Here is a 20951-nt window from a genome sequence, read left to right as displayed (position 1 = left end):
CACCTGTTTAATGATGAAAACCACAATGGCACAGAACGCTGTTGTAGACGTACGCAACTGGCTCTTCTGTGTATATCATTGCAAAGGTAAGGAAAAAGATGCTAAATAAGCGGTTGAAGAATCAAGAATTTACTATCTTTGTGCTTGGCTTCAACATTCCACAGCACATCAAAACGAAGAGGATGATTAGTAAAGCAAAACTCAAATACATCAACGCGCTGCAAACAAAGAAGGGACGTTTGGCCCATGGCACGTTCGTTGCCGAGGGTCCTAAGGTGGTTCACGACCTGCTGTCGTCGTTCCAACCCGAACTCATCGTCGCCACAGAGCAATGGCTCGAACGGCACGAAGACGAGATTTTGAAGGGCAACCAGGGTGACAGACGACCGCAAATCATCGCGGTATCGCCCGACGAGCTGCAAAAAATCAGTCTATTGCAGCACCCGCAAGAGGTGTTGGCCGTATTCGAACAACGCCACATGCCCGCTCACATCGACCCAACCCATGAGCTGGTGTTGGCCTTAGATGGCATTCAAGACCCGGGCAACCTTGGCACCATCATCCGCATTGCCGACTGGTTTGGCATCAGGAACGTGATTTGCAGCGAAGACACGGCGGATGTGTACAACCCGAAAGTGGTTCAGGCCACCATGGGAAGCATCGCACACGTCGACGTCACCTACTTGAATCTCTGCGATTTCGTGGACGCACTTCCGGCGTCAACCCCTGTCTACGGCACTTTGCTCGATGGTGAGGACATCTATCAACAGACGCTCACCGCGACTGGAATCATCATCATGGGGAACGAAGGCAACGGCATCTCGAAAGACCTGCGCGCACGCATCAACCATGCGCTGCTCATCCCCAACTTCTCCACCTTGCCCAACAAGGCCGAGAGCCTCAACGTGGCCATTGCCACGGCCATTGCGTGCAGCGAATTTAAAAGAAGAACGATAACAACGTAAATCAATCAAACGAATATGGAAAACGATCTCTATAAAAACAGAAGCATATCGGGTTGCATCAAGGCCGGATACCTTCTTTTCTGCTCTAACGTCATGACCATCCTGCGTAAAAACTGGCTGTCGCTGTTAGTGTTCTCCGTCATGGGGGGCGTATATCTGGCTTTCGGCCTCACCAACGCCATGCACACGATGAGCAACAGCTTGCCCACGAGCAAGTTGGTCGCGTTCGGTTTGCTCAACGTACTGCTGCTCTGTGCGTCGGTATGGTACATGGCTCGCACCACTACTCTGCTCAACGAGAACGGTTTTGCCTGCAACCTCAAGCGCAATGCCAAACTTCAGTTGGCCTATGTGGTTGTCATGGGCGTGATTTCACTGCTGCTAACTGCTGCGACGCTATCCATTTCTTATGGGCAAAAACCCGCATCAGCGGCTGTCGGCACGGCCGGAATGGGCTTGCAGGCATGGCTCTTTCCAGTGGCCTGGCTCATCATTCTCATCGCCATAGCACCCTTTGCCTATTCCTCCATGAGATACATTCAGGAGAAAGAGGCCAAGTTTAAAACGCATGTGCTGGGCGGTTACCGAACCGGACTGCGTCGCATCGGGTTCATCGTTTCCACCTTTTTCTTATATGGAATCGTCATTTTTTTCCTCACCCTCATTCTCCTCATGCCGGTCTACATCCTGCTCATGGCCAGCACCCTGTCACAAATGGGCGTACAGAGTGGTGACCCAAACACCCTGCCTACCTACTTCCCCCTGCTTACCTACGGCACCTGCATCCTCATCTACTTTATTTGCGCCGCCTTCCTAACGGTTGGCATCTACGTCAACTACTATGTGTATGGGTCGATAGAAGCCCGCAGACAAGCACAATCCAACAGGAAAGCCATCCAAACAGAAGCGGCCGAAGCATCAAACGGAGATGGGCATTGACGAACAAAGACGGCGACATAGACGAAAATCGTTACATCCTGAAAACCAGGTACTTAATCCTTTCATAACGAAAGCCGTTGAGCCCGTCATCCAATTGCATTGAGTTTGGCTGCCAATAACATTGAGTTTGAGTACCAATAGCAAAGAGTTTGGCCGCCAATAGCAATGAGTTTGAAAATGCGGTGCTTTGGGGTAAGAAAACCGTAGGGGCGTGATTCATCACGCTCCGTCAAACCGTATGGGCGTGATTTGCCAATCGCACAGGGGCGGAACGTGATAAATCACGCCCCTACGGCAACCCATTATGGCACGTTCAGAGTTTGAAGCGATGCTTGCGCTTGGCCCTGGAAGGTTTCTGGATGCTGTAAAAACCGATGCCACCCTTGGCCACACCTCTGTATTGCGCATAGCGGGCACGAATTTTGTTAACATAGTCAACCGTCTCTGAACCACGCATATAGCCATGCTTGACAATGGGGTCACGATAATAACGAGGGTCAGACAACTTCAAAATATATTCTGAAACGTGATTCCAACTATGCGGATTGCCGCCGTTTTTCCGAGTCAACGCCATCGCATCGCGCACATGATAAGAGCCACCATTGTAGCTGGCAAGCACGAAATACTGGCGTTCTTGCACGTTTCTCACATCCTGAAAATGGGCACTGAGTTCTTGCAAATACTTGGCTGCGGCCGCTATATTTTGCTCCGGATCATGGATGTCGGCTAACGAAAGACCCAGATGCGCCGCCGTTCCGGGCATGATTTGCATCAATCCCAGTGCGCCGGCCCACGAACGGGCTTGCGGGTCGAACGTAGACTCTTGATAACATTGAGCCGCCATCAAGCGCCAATCCCATCTGGCCATGGGTGCATACTGCTGAAAATAATGGTCGTAATGGGAGATGACACCCTGCGAACGGTTCAACATGGGTGAATAAACGTGACGGGTGACGCTGCGGGTGGAAAGTAAGAAAGATTCCCGTTGCCTGACTTGGGCAATGAGTTTCGGACTGAACCATTTGTTCAGCGTGTCGGCAAGCGCCTCATTGTCTTTCCTTACTGCCCACTGTGTTTTCAACGAATCAGCCGAAGGCCCCGAGTACAGCAAGCGTTTATCGGTTCTGGGCAGCGGAAAAGCGATGATGTCACCGTCACCTTGCTCGAGCCTGTTAACCATCTCCGTGGTGTCTTTGCACAACTCCACCCGCAAGGAAACGCCCAATTGTCGGGCAAACTGCTCACACAGCAAATACTGTAAACCCATGCCACGCCCACGATAGTCGTAATAAGTCTCAGGGCCATTGATGGTCAGCATAATCAATTCGCCGTTTCCGATGATGTCATCCAGCGAGAAACCCTGGCTCACGTTGGCCGTATCGGTGCCCAACGTGGTGCCCCAAGGCGTGCGTACCTGTGTCTTTTCATTCTCGCATCCACAGAGCATCAACAGCAACAGGAAGATGAACAAATGGCATGTCAGCGGAACAGGAAAGTAATTTTGGCACTTTTGCATTGGGCAAATGTACGACATTTCTTGCACATCTCCCCACATCTTATTATATTTGCATAACAATTTTAAGAACAAATAAGAAATGCCGTGTGAACAATTCACACCACACGACACGCAATTTCGGCACCTTTACACTTTAACAATTAATTAAAAAAAACAATATACGGTTAATTGTATCTAATTTCAGCAGGTACTTTTCTTATGTTTGATTTTATTTTCTTAACTTTACAAAAATCAAATGAATTTAACTAAATTAATAAAATGTGAAAAATGAAGTTTTTATTTTTTTGCATATTATTTTTGGGGATATTCTCATGTAATATCCCCAAAAATAATGCCCCAAAAGCAGACACTGAATACCAAACAAAATCTTCCTCAAGTTCTAATAAGAACAAAGACTCTCTGTATATAGAGCTTAAACAATGTCGTTTTTCACAAGGAGACTCCATTGTTATACTGTATAGTATTAAGAATCAAACACAGTGGCATTATATATATCTTTCAGATGAGTATTGGATAGAAAGACAAGTAAATGGAAAATGGATTCGTATACAAAATGATTTTGGTTCCATTTTGATGGGAAAAGAAATACCTGCATATAGTTGCATAAATGATTATGCTAAAGTTTTTTTAAAGGAAGGTAACTATAAATTCTGTAATACAGCATATTCTGATGATGCAAGAATAGACAATAAGAAAATAGTAATGAAAGCTTATTTCGAAGTAAAATCTCGTAAGCACTCCAATTAGGACATATCACATTTTAGAACTAATGATTTGTTTTATATAACTAAAAACATAATGGTTACAATGATGGTTTCGAATATTGAAAGCACTCCATACTTTTTCACAATAGTTCGTTAAAATTTGAGATACTGGCTACGCAGCTTTCCTCTGCCAGCCAAAGAGTTCTTTGATAGTATGACTAATTAACTTTCGGTTCGGTATGCTCCGACACCTGTCGAAAAGTAATTTTGGCACTTTTGCATCGGGCAAATGTACGACATTTCTTGCACATCTCCCCACATCTTATTATATTTGCATTACATTTTTAAGAACAAATAAGAAATGCCATGTGAACGATTCACACCTCACGACACGCAATTTCGGCACCATTACTCTTTAAATCGATGACATGATGAGAACCCTGGAACAACTGGTTAGACCCAATATTTGGACTTTAACGCCCCATGGCAGCATGCGGAGCGAACATGGTGGAAGCGAGGCAAACATCTTTCTGGATGCCAACGAAAATCCATACAACAAGCCGCTTAACCGATATCCCGACCCGCTGCAAAGGGAATTGAAAGAAAAGCTGAGCCAAATTAAGCAAGTGCCGGCCGGAAACATCTTCCTGAGCAATGGATGTGATGAAACCATCGACTTGGTTTACCGCATTTTCTGCGAGCCAAAGCAAGACAACGTTGTTGCCATCGAACCAACCTACGGCATGTACAAAGTGTGTGCAGACATCAACAACACGACCTACAAACCCGTGCTGCTGGATGAGTGTTTCCAGCTGTCGGCCGACAAATTGCTGACCTCATGCGACGCGTCAACAAAGGTAATCTGGCTATGCAGTCCCAACAACCCCACAGGCAACGACCTTCATAGAGATGCCATCACGGAAATCATCCAACGGTTTGACGGCATCGTGGTACTGGACGAAGCCTACAGTGACTTCTCTTCCCAGAAGTCATTCCGCACCGAACTCACCTCCTACCCCAACCTCATCATACTCAACACCATGAGTCTGGCATGGGGATGTGCGGGCATTCGACTGGGAATGGCATTCGCAAGCGAAGAAATCGTCAACCTATTTAATAAGGTGAAACAGCCCTACAATATCAGTTCGTTCACGCAAGAGCAAGCACTCAAGTCGCTGCAAGGCACCTTTGAGGTAGAAAAATGGGTCACCACCCTGCTGCAAGAAAGGCGAAGAATGGTGCAGGCTTTCGCCGTACTGCCACAATGCGTGAAGGTGTACCCTACCGCGGCCAACTTCTTTCTGGCCAAGATGAAAGATGCCAAAGCCACCTATCAATACCTGTTGGACAAAGGCATTGTGGTATGCCACAGTAGCCAGGTGGCACTATGCCACGATTGTTTGCGGGTGACCGTCGGCACGAAAACCGAAAACAACGAGCTGTTGGCGGCTCTGCGACAATGCTGAAACAACGTGCGGCAACGCAATAATCAACCAACTATTGCGTTATCAGACCAATGATGAAATTGAGAACCGTTGTAATCAGTCTGTTGCTGCTATGCGCAATGGCAGCACAAGCCCAATCATTCACCCTGCAAGGAAGAGTGGTTGACGAGCAACTCAATCCCGTGGAGCTGGCCACCGTGTCGTGTCTGCAACAGGGCAAGGCCACAGTGACCTCACTCAAAGGCGAGTTCAGCATGCAACTGATGTCGGCCGACTCGGTTGTTATCAGGTTTTCCATGATTGGCTACAAAACCAAGCAGCGCGTGCTGCGCCATCCGCGAGGCAAGCAAACGTTGCAGATAGTATTGAACAGCGACGACCAGACGTTGGGCGAAGTGAAGGTGATGGGCGAGAAAATCCAGACCGGACAAACGCAAAACCTGAAGACTGAACATGCCAAAACCTTGCCTTCGGTTACGGGCAACGGCGTGGAAGAGCTCATACAGTCGCAAGCCGGCGTGTCCTCGCACAACGAACTGTCATCACAATACAACGTAAGGGGGGGTGCCTTTGACGAGAACAGCGTGTACATCAACAACATAGAGATATACAGACCTTTCTTGGTAAGGTCGGGACAACAAGAGGGATTGTCGGTTATCAATCCCGACATGGTGGAGAAAATTGGTTTTTCAACCGGCGGATTCGAGGCCAAATACGGCGACAAGATGTCGTCGGCCCTCGACATCACCTACCGGCAACCCAAACCATTTGAGGCCAACGTGTCTGCCAGTTTGTTGGGAGCCAGCGCGTTCGTAGGCTTCAGAACCAAGACGGTGGCATGGAGCAACGGCCTGAGATACAAGACCAACAAATATCTGTTGGGGTCGTTGGAAACAGAGGGAGAATACAAACCCGATTTCTTAGACTATCAAACTTACCTGGTTTATACGCCGAACAAGCGTTGGAAACTGTCGTTCATCGGCAATCTATCGGACAATCACTACACGTTTACGCCAAAAAACAGGGAAACGGCTTTCGGTACCTTGCAAAACGTTAAGTCGTTCAAAGTATATTTTGATGGGCATGAAAAGGATCGGTTCAATACCTATTTCGGTTCAATCGACTTAACACGCAACTTCGGTGATTCCACGTCAGTGTCACTCTTAGCCTCAGCTTTCTCGACCAACGAACGTGAAAAATATGACATTCAGGGGCAATATTGGCTCACACAAACCGAGACAAGTGAGAACTTGGGCGTTGGAACCTACTTTCAACATGCGCGTAACTACTTGAAAGCTCATGTGGAGAACGTAAAGTTGATGGCCAAACACACATCCAAGCGACATCAAGTGGAAGGTGGATTGACATTCAAGTTTGAACACATTCAAGAGCAAGCAGCCGAATATGAGATGCGGGATTCAAGCGGCTACAGCATCCCACACACTGGAAAAGACCTGTACATGATTTACTCTCTTCGTGCCAAAAACGAACTGAACGCCCGGCGCATCGAGGCTTATCTGCAAGACACCTATCGGTTTAGCAACCGCAACGGCAACACACACTACACCTTGAACTATGGGGTGCGCATGAGTAAATGGAGCTACAACAAAGAATTGGTGGTGAGTCCGCGTGCCTCATTGGGCATCATACCTGCCTTTAACGAGAACATGACCTTTCGTTTGGCGGCCGGATTGTACTACCAAACGCCTTTCTACAAAGAGATAAGAGACACCACAACCGTCAACGGAACAACGTACGCAAGGCTTAACGAGAAGACGAAGAGCCAACGTTCCATCCACCTAATCACCGCCATGGACTACCGGTTCAGGATGAACAAGCGGCCATTCAAGTTCACTGCCGAAGCCTACTTTAAGGCATTGGGCAACCTGGTGCCATACAGTGTGAACAACGTCAAGGTGGTATATTATGGCGACAACATGGGGTCGGGGCATGCCTTGGGACTGGACTTGAAGCTGTATGGCGAATTTGTGCCAGGAACTGATTCGTGGATTAGCCTCTCCGTGATGGATACGAAAATGAAACTCAATGGCAAGACCATCCCCATGCCTACCGATCAGCGGTACGCCGTGAACCTGTTCTTCACCGATTACTTCCCTGGAACCGACCGATGGAAGATGTCATTGAAGCTGGCATTTGCCGACGGTCTTCCCTTTGCAGCCCCGCACCGCGAATTGGAACGCAACTCATTCCGCGCACCTGCATACAGACGAGTGGACCTGGGGATGAGTTACCGACTGCTGAACAATGACGACCGTCGCTCTAAATCTGTCTTCAAGAACATTTGGTTGGGCATTGACGCGCTGAACCTCTTTGGCATCAGTAACGTCAATTCATATTATTGGATTACGGATGTGACGAACCAACAATATGCCGTGCCCAATTATCTGACCGGCAGATTGATTAACGGAAAGGTTATACTCGAATTCTAACAGGTGTTATCACGCAGCCATCTGCAAAACACATCATGGAAATGAATACGATAAACAGAGCACTGATAGGCATTTGTCTTTTGCTGGCAGCAAGCGTTTGCACTGCACAGAAGAACGAGATTTACAAAAAGTCGATTGCTTCCTTGCAAGTAGTTGCAGGGGATGACTGGCTCTCACCCCCCATCACCCAGTTGGATGGTGAGCCAATAACCATCGCGTTTGACGACCTCACCCACGAATATCACCGATATACTTACACCATTGAGCATTGCGAAGCCGACTGGAGTACCACCACTCAGTTGTTCGCAAGCGATTATCTGGATGGCTTCGCAGAGGGGAACACCATCGATGACGTGCAAAAATCAATCAACACAAAAACGCTCTACACCCACTATCGACTGCAAATACCCAACGAAAGATGCAGACTGAAGATGAGTGGGAACTATCGTCTCACGGTCTTCGACGAAAACAACGACAACGAGAAAATCTTGTCTGCGTGCTTCATGGTGGTGGAACCTCTCGCTGGTATCCAGATGGAGGTAGTGACCAACACAGACATCGACATCAACGGAACGCATCAGCAGGTGAACATGGAGGTAAATTATGGTATGCTGCAAGTAACCGATCCGGCAACCCAAATCAAGACCATCGTGCTGCAAAACGGACGGTGGAACAAAGAACGATTCAACATCAAGCCGCAATACGTCATGCCCGACGCACTGAAATGGGTACACAACAAGCAGCTGATTTTTGACGGAGGCAATGAATATCGAAAGTTTGAAATGCTGGACGTGAACCATACGACCATGGGATTGGAATCTGTCAACTGGGACGGAAACGATTATCACGCATACGTTTGGACTGATGAGCCTCGCCCAAATTATGTGTACGATGAGGATGCCAACGGGACATTTTACATCCGCAACAGCGATAATGTGGAAAACAACACCAGCTCTGATTATCTCATCGTGCATTTCAAGTTGCAGACACCCAGGCAGAACGGGGACGTATATCTCAACGCAACATGGACCAACGACCAACTGACGCCGGAATATAAGATGCACTACAACGAGCAGGACGGCGTTTACGAGGCGGCAGTGCTGCTGAAGCAGGGCTACTATTCGTACCAGTATGTGGTTGCAAAAACAGACGGAACGACCGCTCCGGTAAGCACCGAGGGGTCGTTCTATCAAACGGAAAACAAGTATCAAGCACTACTCTACTATCGCGGAACCGGCGAACGTACCGACCGGTTGGTGGGGTATCAGCACTATTGATACGAGTAAGGTATTAAAAATCCAATCCATCTTTCCAACCAGGATTTTGTTTCAATGCAGGATTTAGGGTGCGCTCGTCAATAGGAATGGGATAAAGATAATCTCGTTGTTCATTGAACCCATTGCGCTCTGCATGTTGGAGGTAATCCAAATATCCATGATCACCGTTGGTGAGCAAGAGGTCTTTACCTAACTCGAAGACGACAACACCCTCGCGCTCCTTGGGCTTTTTCGTACCTTTAGGCACCAAAACAACATCTGGTTGATCATCACCCGACAAGTCGTACTCACCAGGTCCCTCGAAATACATCCCCGTCAGAGGTTGGTTGATGCACTGGCCAGCACGCCAACGATAAAGGTCGTTCATGCGCAAACCTTCTTGCAAGAGTTCGATAGCTCGCTCACGTCTAATTTCTAAAATCACCCCCTTATTAACTCCCGACACCTGTGGATAGCCATACTCCTTGGAACTAAGATAAGAATCGGGCTGCGCATTGGCTTGTGTCATCAGCAGTTTAGGCATGCCCACACGTGCTCTTATAAGATTCACTGAAGCATCTAAGTCGGCTTGCGTCAAGGTTTCCAACTCAGCTTTCGCCTCAGCATAGTTGAGCAACACTTCGGCATAGCGGAACACGGGCATAGGAACGTCAGACGACTCTGTACGATCGTTATTACTACTATTGTCGGTTGGGTCCTGAACAAACTTGATGGGCTGGTAACCAGTAATAGCCACTTTCAGGTCTGGAGGCAGAACGCGGGTTTGATTTAGACGCGTATATCCAGGTGTGCGCATGCTCTGTGCCAAACGTGGATCGCGATTCTTCACCTCTTCCTTAAACATCATCGTCTCCCACCCTGGCTGATCGGTGAAGCGTGAACCATCTTTCATGAGATAAGTATTCACAAACTTTCGCGTCAATCCAGGCAGTCCTTGTGATGCCAAGATTGTAAACCCAGTGGCATTGTTACGCACACCCAAAGCATAATCATATTTCACGGCAAAGATATACTCATCGGGATTAGCTTCATGCTGAACAAACAACATAAGGTAATCTTGGTCAGGATGCCCAGTTGTGTACAATTTATATTTCCCACTTTGCATGAGTTGTGAGGCAGCCTGTGCAGACTGCTCCAGATAATAGCGGGCATCATGTCCAGGAACACTTAGGTTGTGATATTTACGATAAGTGCCTTCGAAGAGACAAAAGCGAGCCTTGAGAGCCATGGCAGCCCAGCGATTCACCCGATAGGCACTGCGCCCGGCAGGCAGATGCGCAATGGCATAATCAACATCTTCTATCATCTTGGTCATCACCAGCTCACGCGAGTCGCGCGGCTTGTACAAATCTTCATCCTCCGAACTCAACTGTCTGTCGTACCAAGGCACATCACCGAACCTTCGTACCTTGTCAAAATAGAAATAAGCACGAAAGAAACGAGCCACGGCTGTGTAATGCTCCACAGCTTTAGCATCTGTACAACGCTCGATGTTCTCCAGCAAGGTGTTAATGTTGCGCAGCGGTCCCCAACTCCAACCGCCTCCCGAAGCTGGTACCTGTCGTCTGTTGCCGCCCACCATGATTTCGTTGAGGATAGAGGTTACCAAGATGTCACTCTTCTCATCGAAAGGCGTCTTGTCTAAGATATCGTTGTAAAAGGGATTGCTAAACAGTTCGAGCTCAGTCTTGTTGTTGAAATATTCCGATTGAGCCATTTGATCCTTGGGCATCAAGTCCATTTGTTGGCACGATGTCAGTGCTGCCAATGCCAGAACAACCGATAGTTTGATTGTTATCTTTTTCATTTTCCTTTGTTTTCTTGATTATTGTTAAACCATTAGAAGGTCACGTCCACCCCAAACATATAGGTAGATGGCCATGGATAATATGCGTTATTGTCTCCAGCACTACTCCTATTGAAGGCTGCCTCTGGGTCGATGTACTTCGTATTCTTTTTCAGAGGTGACCAGTAGCACAGGTCTTCACCCGAGAAGTAGAGCCTAAGTTTCTCTACCCCAATGTGGCGTGTCCATGCATTGGGTAAGGTGTAGCCGATAGATAAATTCTTGAGACGTAGGTAACGGATGTTTTGCAAATATCGATCGTTCACCTGTGCCAGATAACCGCCTGTAGCACCATAGGCATGTGGCCTTGGGAAATACGAATTGGGATTCTCCTCAGACCACAGCTTGCCTAAGAAGTCCTTGGGCAAATAGGTAAGATAAGAATAGGAGAATCCGCCCCAGAAGTTCATGTTGTGTCCGCTGGGATACCAATAGTGGTTGCCCGTACCCTGAAAGAATACCGAAGCGTCGAAGCCATACCAGTCGAATCCGGCCGTGATGCCATAAGAAAGCGATGGTAACGAGTTGCCCAATATTTTCCTATCGCCAGGCTTGTCAACCGTGTTTTGACCAATGCCCCACTTGTTATCACCGTCGAGATCAACAAACTTCAAATCGCCGGCCTGCCAACCGCCACGAAGTCGGCCGCTACTATAACTAAGGTCCACCTGCTTGGCGTATTCTTTAGCTTCTTCATTCGTCTTGAACAGACCATCGGTAGTAAAGCCCCATATCTCGCCAATGCGTTGACCTACATAATGCGCCTTGGCAAACGACTTATTGGGATTGTCGTACTTGGTAATGGTGCTTTTGTAATCGCTCAGCACAAAGCCTACATGATAACGGAACAACCGATTGAGCAGCTTGACCCTATCTTGCCAGTTCACACTTACTTCATATCCCTTCGTGCGCATGTCTGCGGCATTCATGCGAGGAACGGCAGCACCATAAACCGATGGTAGCGCTACACCGGCGGTGAGCATGTCCTTGGTATTGCGAACATAAAAATCGGTAACGATAGATAACCGCTGTCCAAACATCGACATATCAAATCCGCCATTCCACTGTTGCACGGTTTCCCAGGTAAGATTGTCGGAGATGGGAGCACTGAGTGACGAATACTTTGGCATGGCACTGCCTTCGCCAAAGGTATAGTTGCTAAAGTTATGCATAGACACCAAGCGCATATACGTGTAGTACGATGACACACTCTGGTTGCCTAACGAACCAAACGAGAGGCGCAGTTTCAGGTTGTCAATCCATTGTTTGGCTGGACGGAAGAAAGATTCTTCGGACACGCGCCATCCCAAGGATGCAGATGGGAAAAAGCCCCAACGCGACTCTTTGGCAAAACGCGACGAACCGTCGTAGCGTCCACTCAACTCCAAGAGATATCTACCCAGGTAGTCGTAGTTTACACGTCCAAAGAAACCTACTAAAGCATATTCGGCCTGACCGCCTCCCACGCCTGTTTCGGTCTCTCCGTTCTCGTTCTGACCCACCAGGTTGAGGTCATCCAAATCGATAGACGACAAGTCTCTACCCCAGGCAGATACGCCCTTGCGATAATAATATTCATGGTTGAAACCAGCCATGGCCGAGAGATGATGACGCTCATTAAAGGTGTCGGCATAATTGGCAAACACGTTGGTAGAATAAAAATAGTTAGAGCGCACCGCCTCATCCAACTGGTTCTCACCCGCACCGGTATTGTACGAAGCCATTGGAGCATCGGGATATTCGCGATACCACAACTCTGAGGTACGTCCGGTGTGTTGGGTCTGGTAAAAACGATAAGTGAAATCGCCCGTCACCGACAGCTGTTGAATGGGCTTAATCACCAACCGCGTGGTATTTGCAAAGTTGATTTTCTTATCCAGGTTGCGGTGTGTATTCTCATTTAAAATGATGTGTCGTCCATTGCCCACCTTATATTTTAAATAAGGTGTGGCATAAATCCAGCTTCCGTCTGGGTTCTGCATAGGGAAACAAGCCATGGCATGACGTGCACTCAGAGCGATGGCATCCTCTACCCCGCCACAACCAATAGACGTATAGTCTGACTGATAGAACGAGGTGTTGTTGGACAATGTGGCCCACTTACTCATCTCAAAATCAATCTTCGACCGAAGGTTGTACCGATTGAACACGTCAGGATGTGCGCGCTGCATGCCCTCCTGTCGGTAGTAGTTACCCGAGAGCATGTAACTCAGTCCGTTGCGCGCACCCGTCACCGACACATTGTGCTGCTGACTGGGACGCTTTTCGCGGAACAACATGTCCCACCAGTCGTAATTGCCATAATACACCCACTGTTTACGGCCATTGCGCATCTCCTCGACCACCCACGGACGCTCTGGATTCTCGGTCTTGTCGTTAACACGTGCCAACAGCTCTTCCATGTCATGATCGGTATAATTCACGTAATTGGTACCACTGTTCGATTGCCAAAACTTATTAACATGGTACACCGACCAATAGCCTCGATTCTCATAATCGGTCGAGGTGGTGGGCTGCTCCCAACCAAAACGGCCACTATAGCGCACCTGTACGGTCTTGCCCATCGTGCCTTGTGCGGATTTACCCGACTTAGTGGTGACCAAAATCACACCGAAAGCGGCGCGCGCACCATAGACAGCCGCTGCCGAAGCATCTTTCACCACGGAGATAGACTCAATGTCATTCGGATTCAGCCGAGACAGATCGCCCGCATCACCTGTCACGCCATCGATAACCACCAACGGGTCGGCATTGTTAATAGAATTGACACCACGTATATTGATAGCACCAGTCGACCCTGGTTTTCCTGCCGAGGTGGTTACATTGACACCCGCTACCGAACCTTGCAACATGTTGGTGACCGAATGCGACAAACGGTTTTCCAGTTCCTTGCCATTTACCGTAGCCACAGCTCCCGTGAGGTTCACACGCTTCTGCGTGCCATAGCCTACCACAACCACCTCATCCAGCACCTTACGATCATCGTTCATAACGACGTGCAAAGGCGAGCGGCCATTCCATTCGATTACTTGAGTTTGATAACCCACATAACTAAAAACAAGCTGTGTCTTGGCAGCTACTTTCAAAGTGAAATCGCCATTCACATCAGTAATCGTGCCATGCGAGGTTCCTTTTTCCACTACACTTACCCCAATGAGTGGCTCATCCTGCGTATCAACCACCTGTCCTTTCAGCGTGAGCATTTGAGCCTTGACGGGAAATGCGCAGACAAACAGAAAAAACAGCATGATACACGTTCTCCATTCCAAAAATCTTCTCATCTTCTTTAATAAAACAATAAAATTATCATGGCCGCAAAATTACGCCTATCACATTATGTTTAGGTTTCAAACAAAATAAGATAATGTTACAAAAAGTAAAAGTTCACGACATCAACGAACCCTTTGAAAACAACAAAACCTATACAGAACGCTCGTTAGCAGCATATAGCCAAGCTGATGAGCAAGAGCAGAAACTGGCCCCTTGCGTTGACTTTTTTTACCAATTATTGCCCCTAAAACGGCACTTGAAAACTTCCAATCTGGAAAAAATCAATAGACATGCGGGAGGCAAGCAGGAGACCTTTAGGCAAGAAAAATCTAATTTTTCCACAAAAGTCACGTCTTTAAACATGCAAGAAACACCACTTTGACCGACAAACTCCATGTGCTTGGGGTGTAATAGCATGTAAACAGTACCCCAAAAGCAATGCTATTGTAAAAGAAATCCTTGCGAAACAGGTACGCCACAACACGTCACATGCGTAACGCATTGACAGACAATCCAATCCAAAAATCGCTCATAGCTGGCGTATTTGCTGGCAACATACAGTCGGTTTGCAAATACGCCAAATATGAAGACACACGTTGTTAAGAAAAATGACATACAACAGCTGTCATGACATTCATTTCATCAACGAGTTGTTGGGGGGTACAGATGCAAAATCTAAGTGAGACTTTCGGGCACTCCGATAAAAAAATACTATTTTGTTTTGTGTTTCAAAAAAAACTCTTTACCTTTGCACTCGCTTTCATCATTAATCGTTTATGAAAGTTTTTGGTTAGACTCGCTAGCTCAGTTGGTAGAGCACAACACTTTTAATGTTGGGGTCATGGGTTCGAGCCCCATGCGGGTCACAAAGTACTAAAAAAGAGGATTTCAGCAATGAAGTCCTCTTTTCCGTTTATACAAGCCACTTGTTAGCTAAATAGCACATTTAGAGGAAGTTATGCTAAATGTTGAACCTGCGGCTAACAGGACGTAACGGGAATTAAAAAGCCCTATCGGGAACAAAATGTGTTACCAATATGTGTTACCACCCCCCAAAAATGTGTTACCACTTGTACATGATGACCCCAAAATTACTCCTTTAGCCGATTTAATAAGTTAAATTATGCTAAAAGAGAATGTAACGGTTATTTTTGACCGAAAGAAACAAGTAGAGAAACGTGGCTCTGGCAAGGTAGAATTACGCATCTATCTTGGCAGAACTGAGCGTAAGTACATTTCTTTAGGTGACTTCCCTGCTGAAAAGTGGGAAAAATTTGCTTCCTCACCACAGGTGAAAGCTGAGCGAAGAAAGTGTGAACAGATTGTCGGAGCTATGGAGCTACTGGGCAATGAAATGACAATTGCCACTTTCGATGCTTATTATTATGGTGCAGAACAACAGCCTACCTTCATTTCCTCTCCTAAGAAGATAGCCCCCACAAAGTACAAGGTGAAAATTCAGCCTTCCATCAACCTCATAGAATACATGAAAGAGCATATCGAGGCTGAAGATATTAGTGAGGGTACTCGAAAACACAAGCAATGCACGCTGGACGCATTGAAGAGATTTGGCAAGATTCAGAAGCTGACAGACCTGACAAGCAACAATCTGGTGGCTTTTGATGAATGGCTACACGACGGTACGCGATCAGATGTCGGAATACATACCTATCACAAACATCTGAAAAAGTATTCTCACCTATTATATATTGAGGGTAAGATTGGAGTAGATCCATATACCCAGGTCAAATTCAAACGTGGAGAATGCAAGGAAAGAGAGCCACTGACAGAGGCTGAGCTACAAAAGTTGAGAAAGATTAAGTTGGACGAAAAATTAGATAAGGTTCGAGACCTGTTCGTCTTTTCTGCATACACTGGACTGGCCTATTGTGATGTGCAGGCCTTTGATTTTGAAAAAATGACAGAACAGCAGGGAAAGTTGTATTACATAGATGGAAGCCGTATCAAGACTGCATCGAAGTTTTTCACCCCTATCCTGGGACCAGCCATGGAAGTGCTAAAGAAATACAAGTTTGTCCTTCCTAAGATTTCAAATCAGAAGGCAAATGACTTTCTTCACCTCATCGAGACTGCCCTGAAGTTGAACAAGCCGTTGACTTTTCATGTTGCCAGGCACTCATTCGCAACATTGGCTCTCGCACATGACATACCTATCGAGAATGTATCGCGTATGCTCGGACACAAGAACATCCGGACTACACAAATCTACGCTAAAGTACTAAAGACCACGATAGAACGGCACGCTGAGAATCTTCAGCGAGCAATCAGATGATTTATTGACACACCACATAGAGCCATATCTCCCACTTCGAGGTATGGCTTTATGTTTTACGCTCCATCAGATAATTCACCAAGTAGGCAATGCCACCAAAAATCATCCACAAGACATACAAAAAGCCTTTAATCACCCAACCTATCAGCTGGAAGATGGCCCTGACCATGATATATACGAAGAGAAACACTTGCATCTTAAAACATTATTAGTCCAACTAAAGGTACGAAAAATAACTGAGAAAAGCAAGAAAAACGACATCTAAAACATTGATAATCAGTAGTTTTTTGTGGTTATATATTCTCGTAATGTCACTATTTCACGGCTTCGGTTTTTCGGTTTTTCTCGAAGCAACGGACTCGTGACTTCGGTTTATCCCAATATCAACAAATCGGGATTTCGATATTCCAATTTCACGAAAACTCTTTTATTGAAAAAAGGGCGAGGGACATTGCAACTCATCATTTCTTGCTAACTTTATTACAGACAAGCAAGTGGCGGGACTACATTTCCCTTACGGAGTTTGGGTAGCAAGTTGTACTTTTGTGCGGACAAAAGTGACTTGCCAACTCTGTCAAGTTGGGGATTATTCTTCGCAACTCAGAATATAAACAGAAGAATATGGAACGGAAAACGAAAAGACTCTGGATAAGGATTTCAGCACAGGATGCCGAACTGATTAAGCAGAAAGCGGTCAACTACAAGACGGTCAGCAGTATGATATGGGATGCCATCAAACAATTTGACGACACGGGAACAAAGCGGAAGATAGCCGCGCTCAACGAGATGACGGCTCTTTACAAAAAGTATCAGCAGGACTTGGCATGGATGGGCGGCAACTTCAATCAGGTGGTCAAGCGTGCCAACGAACTGGCGATAGCTAATGAGCTGACACTTCCCTATTTTGAGAAAGTGCTTTACCCTCAAATCATGGAGCTGCAAAAGCTCTTAACAGCGGTAAAACAGGAACAGCATCAAATAGTCAAACGATTAACACGATAAAGCGAAAAACCGTCATCGGTAATTACCGATTTACCGTTTTCATCTTCTCACGATAACGCAAAAACACAAGAAAACAATGATAGCAACCATACTTCCCTCCAGCACAAATTTCCATGCCGTCGAGTACAACGAGCGAAAGGTGGCCAAAGGCCAGGCAGTACTCCTTGAAATGAAGAACTTCGGTTATGTGGGAGCCACTGATGGCTACACTCCCGAACAACTGCAACAATACCTGATTGACTATTCGACAAGAAACGAGCATATCCGCAAGGCGCAGTTCCATGTGGCCATTTCCTGCCGGGGACATGAATATTCTCAAGAGCAGCTTTTGGATATTGCCCACCAGTATCTTCACGAAATGGACTATGATGATGAGGGGCAGCCGCTTCTTATCTATGCGCACAATGACACCGACAACTATCACCTGCACATCATCACCAGCCGGGTGAATCCCAATGGCCAGAAAATAGACCACAGTCACGAGCGCATCCGCTCGCAGGAGGTCATCAACAAAATTGTTGGCGAAGATGAGGAATTGCGTGCTAGTTTGTTTTTGAAGGAGGCCCTTGGTTACAATTTCAATTCACTTACACAATTCAAAGCCATCATGGAGGCATCTGGCTATGAATGTTTCGAGCGTGACGGCAACCTCGAAATTGCACGTGGCGGACGGGTACGAACAAAAATCGAAATGGAAGGTTTGACCGCAAAATTCTCTGTTATTGATGAAAAGAAAACCTACAAACGTCGTAGGCAACTGGGGGCTGTTATGAAAAAGTATCGCAACATGGTTGCCAGCCGCAGTGAACTGTCAGACATCTTGCAAAAGAAGTTTGGTGTATCGCTCGTTTTCTTTGGTTCAAAGGACAAACCATACGGTTACATGATAGTAGATCACTCCAAACAAACGGTGTATAAAGGTGGCAGTGTGCTCTCTATCAAACAACTGCAACACTTCATGAGCGAAAAGGAACGAATCAATAAGGTAGAGCTCTACGTGGATGCCATGCTGGAGGATAATCCCCGGATGATTGCTTATGAACTCAACAGAATGTTATGGCGACAGTATGGTACTCGCATTTCCAAAGGCCGTTTCAGGCTGCTCAATGGCAGGGAGGTCGCCCTGAGCGACAGTGTGCAAAAGGTATTAAAATTCAACTTTATGGTGCGCTGTGTCCAGGCCTTTTGCCCCACCAACGAGGTGGAGCGTGATATACTCTGTCGTATCTGGAAGATTGAAAATCCCTACCTTATTTATATAGATCCTCACAGCAAACTCAACAATGGATTTGCCGTAGAAGTGCTGAACAATCTGGCTGCATCAACCGAGAAGCAAGACTTGTGGGCAGCATTAAAAGAAAATCATCTTGCCATTTTCAGACAAGGTGACGAATACTATTGTGTCGATTTCTCGCACAAGTGCATTTTTAACTTGGCTTCAGAAGGTATCAACTTCAAAGCCTTGCTCCCAGTTCTGCAAGTGCTCCAACCTATTCCTATCCACGACACTCATCTTTCTAATAGCATCCTGAAAAATATTCTTTCATACCAGACATCGGCTTCCGAAAGAAATGCAGAATGGGAAGTGGGTAGTAAAAATAGCTATGAGGTTGATGACGAACGAAGCCTGAAACGATAGACTTGTAAGCCCATAGACCAAGAAGAGCCGGTCAAGTCGTCCAGCTCATGTTCTATCAATAAATTTTAGATGACTTGTAAGCCGAGGTCTGATACCAGTTGGTATCATGTTTATACCTTGAAACTGCTATAGTCGGACTGATTCCATACTTTTCAGCTTCTTTTGCAATAGCCTTCACTACAATATGCGGCGATAGGCTACTGCTTTTACCTGAAAGAATTTTATTCCAAACTTCACATGGAATTAAATGCTCTTTAGCAAAGTCGTTCGCCTCTTTTTCCCTTGGATCTTTTGAGTAGATAGTTCCTTCGATAGAGATGAACGATGTGTGCTCTTCTGAGAAGTGCTTTTCGATATGACACAATTCATGAAGAACATCAAATGCTAATTTATCAATATCATTATACCGATAGGTAACCGTCACTATAGGATGTTGGTTTACATAAGTAGAGAAAGCATCAACAGGGGTTTTATCCAACTTTTCCACTACAACATAACCTATACCGTTTTGATAAAGACAATCCTTGATAGCCTTGGCTGTAAGTTTCCGCTCATTAGCCAATTTCGCGATTGTATCGGCGGCCTTTATTCCATTGCCATGTACATAAGTCCTTTCTACTTTTTCACGTGAAGTTGCCAACCAGCTCAACAGAAGCCAAGTCTGCATATTCTTTTCGTCAATCTGAACCTTGTCGCTGTGCTTATATAATCCTGCTACTTGCTTGCTCATCTCTGCAGATGACAGCAGGTCAAAGGAAAAAAGCGATTTTATTTCTTTCACCCGTTCAAGAAGGGGAAGAACTGCTAAATTCAATTTCTTATAAAGAAGTTTAAGATTGAACACACGAGCACATGCGTCCTCAAACGAACGTGCAATTTGTTCTTCCGATTGTTTCTTGCTGACAGCTTTGCTGTCATACATATAACCATTGTGCAAGCTCATCCAGGTTTTATAGGGAATCCCTAAATGGTTTTCCAGCTTCATGGCCAGATCGTCGTTCAGATTGCGTTTGCCACGAATAAACTCACTCAGATGGGTAGCTTGCATACCTATCTGCTTTGCAAAGTCCTTTTGCTTGATACCACGTTCCCGCAACTCTTCACGCAAGATTTCTCCTGGGTGGATTGCCCTAACAGGAACTAATCTGTTACTTCTTGTTGCCATAATGTGTACTATCAACTTCAATTAGTTCTACTTCGATGCCATCCTTTGTCTCCTTGAACAACAGGCGTTCTACCAAACTGTTTACAAGTCGAACAGAGCTTAGAAGCTCTTTCTGCTGATATCTCAATTTCTCATAGTGTAAGAAGCTGAAATTCTTTAGTTCATCTGTACACTCTACATCATAAATGATTCCTACTGCCCGGATGTAGCCATCTACCAAACGTTTATTCTTGCATATCTGCTTGTATTTCTTGTCTTTGGTTTTGCCTGTTCATACAGCTCAGATAAGGCTTCTTCCTTGAAGATTATATTCATGCGGTGAAATGTATCTTAGCCTTTATGCTGCAAAGATAAGGGAGAAATTCCCAAATATGGTAATTTTTTTAATACTGTTATTGTTCACTATATACATATTTAACTTTTCTACATCTTTTTATAAA

The 20951-nt window shown here is 46.1% G+C and carries 15 protein-coding genes and 1 tRNA gene; 11 read left to right on the top strand and 5 right to left on the bottom strand.

What is annotated here, in order from left to right:
* Positions 1-182 precede the first annotated feature (182 nt).
* Positions 183-965, top strand: coding sequence for a TrmH family RNA methyltransferase (locus HMPREF0650_RS00795; RefSeq protein WP_050774819.1), 783 nt, complete (start codon positions 183-185; stop codon positions 963-965).
* Positions 966-980: 15 nt separating this feature from the next.
* Positions 981-1904: a hypothetical protein gene (locus HMPREF0650_RS00790; RefSeq protein WP_004347543.1), complete on the top strand. Its 924-nt coding sequence runs from the start codon at positions 981-983 to the stop codon at positions 1902-1904.
* 313 nt (positions 1905-2217) lie between these two features.
* On the opposite strand, the gene HMPREF0650_RS00785 is transcribed toward HMPREF0650_RS00790, so the two are convergent.
* A complete protein-coding gene (locus HMPREF0650_RS00785) occupies positions 2218-3420 on the bottom strand; it encodes an MltF family protein (protein ID WP_050774818.1) in 1203 nt (400 codons plus the stop codon).
* Between the two features lie 267 nt (positions 3421-3687).
* On the opposite strand from HMPREF0650_RS00785, the gene HMPREF0650_RS00780 reads away from it, so the two are divergent.
* From HMPREF0650_RS00780 to HMPREF0650_RS00765, 4 genes are all read left to right on the top strand, one after another.
* Positions 3688-4167, top strand: a complete 480-nt coding sequence (locus HMPREF0650_RS00780; RefSeq protein ID WP_155813536.1) for a hypothetical protein — start codon at positions 3688-3690, stop codon at positions 4165-4167.
* A gap of 388 nt (positions 4168-4555) precedes the next feature.
* Positions 4556-5590, top strand: coding sequence for a histidinol-phosphate transaminase (gene hisC / locus HMPREF0650_RS00775; RefSeq protein WP_040561957.1), 1035 nt, complete (start codon positions 4556-4558; stop codon positions 5588-5590).
* A gap of 53 nt (positions 5591-5643) precedes the next feature.
* Entirely contained in the window at positions 5644-8019 is a 2376-nt protein-coding gene (locus HMPREF0650_RS00770; RefSeq protein ID WP_004347539.1) for a TonB-dependent receptor, read from the top strand.
* Between the two features lie 35 nt (positions 8020-8054).
* Complete coding sequence (locus HMPREF0650_RS00765; protein WP_004347538.1) at positions 8055-9296, top strand: type IX secretion system plug protein; 1242 nt, start codon at positions 8055-8057, stop codon at positions 9294-9296.
* 13 nt (positions 9297-9309) lie between these two features.
* Here HMPREF0650_RS00765 and HMPREF0650_RS00760 read toward each other — a convergent pair whose 3' ends face one another.
* Positions 9310-11103, bottom strand: coding sequence for a RagB/SusD family nutrient uptake outer membrane protein (locus tag HMPREF0650_RS00760; protein WP_004347537.1), 1794 nt, complete (start codon positions 11101-11103; stop codon positions 9310-9312).
* A gap of 32 nt (positions 11104-11135) precedes the next feature.
* The gene (locus HMPREF0650_RS00755; RefSeq protein WP_245543432.1) at positions 11136-14423 is read right to left on the bottom strand and encodes a SusC/RagA family TonB-linked outer membrane protein; all 3288 of its coding nucleotides are present in this window, start codon (positions 14421-14423) and stop codon (positions 11136-11138) included.
* Between the two features lie 83 nt (positions 14424-14506).
* On the opposite strand from HMPREF0650_RS00755, the gene HMPREF0650_RS00750 reads away from it, so the two are divergent.
* The 3 genes from HMPREF0650_RS00750 to HMPREF0650_RS00740 all read left to right on the top strand — a co-directional run bounded on the left by HMPREF0650_RS00750 (position 14507) and on the right by HMPREF0650_RS00740 (position 16705).
* Positions 14507-14794: a hypothetical protein gene (locus tag HMPREF0650_RS00750; RefSeq protein ID WP_040561947.1), complete on the top strand. Its 288-nt coding sequence runs from the start codon at positions 14507-14509 to the stop codon at positions 14792-14794.
* A gap of 411 nt (positions 14795-15205) precedes the next feature.
* Positions 15206-15278 (top strand) — tRNA-Lys (locus HMPREF0650_RS00745).
* A 257-nt stretch (positions 15279-15535) separates the two neighbouring features.
* Positions 15536-16705, top strand: a complete 1170-nt coding sequence (locus HMPREF0650_RS00740) for a site-specific integrase (RefSeq protein ID WP_004347534.1) — start codon at positions 15536-15538, stop codon at positions 16703-16705.
* A 49-nt stretch (positions 16706-16754) separates the two neighbouring features.
* On the opposite strand, the gene HMPREF0650_RS13300 is transcribed toward HMPREF0650_RS00740, so the two are convergent.
* Positions 16755-16901 (bottom strand): hypothetical protein, encoded by a 147-nt coding sequence (locus tag HMPREF0650_RS13300; protein WP_004347532.1) that lies wholly within the window; start codon positions 16899-16901, stop codon positions 16755-16757.
* Positions 16902-17326: 425 nt separating this feature from the next.
* On the opposite strand from HMPREF0650_RS13300, the gene HMPREF0650_RS00735 reads away from it, so the two are divergent.
* Positions 17327-17707, top strand: coding sequence for a hypothetical protein (locus HMPREF0650_RS00735; protein WP_004347529.1), 381 nt, complete (start codon positions 17327-17329; stop codon positions 17705-17707).
* 76 nt (positions 17708-17783) lie between these two features.
* A complete protein-coding gene (locus HMPREF0650_RS00730; RefSeq protein ID WP_004347526.1) occupies positions 17784-19346 on the top strand; it encodes a relaxase/mobilization nuclease domain-containing protein in 1563 nt (520 codons plus the stop codon).
* 55 nt (positions 19347-19401) lie between these two features.
* Here HMPREF0650_RS00730 and HMPREF0650_RS00725 read toward each other — a convergent pair whose 3' ends face one another.
* Positions 19402-20511 carry a HigA family addiction module antitoxin gene (locus tag HMPREF0650_RS00725; protein WP_040561945.1) on the bottom strand — a complete coding sequence of 370 codons (1110 nt, stop codon included), beginning with the start codon at positions 20509-20511 and terminating at the stop codon, positions 19402-19404.
* Positions 20512-20951 lie beyond the last annotated feature (440 nt).

It is taken from the genome of Hoylesella buccalis ATCC 35310, assembly GCF_000177075.1.
Lineage (GTDB): Bacteria > Bacteroidota > Bacteroidia > Bacteroidales > Bacteroidaceae > Prevotella > Prevotella buccalis.
The sequence above is the reverse complement of the archived record's forward strand: the minus strand, read 5'-3'. Positions and strand labels throughout refer to the sequence as shown.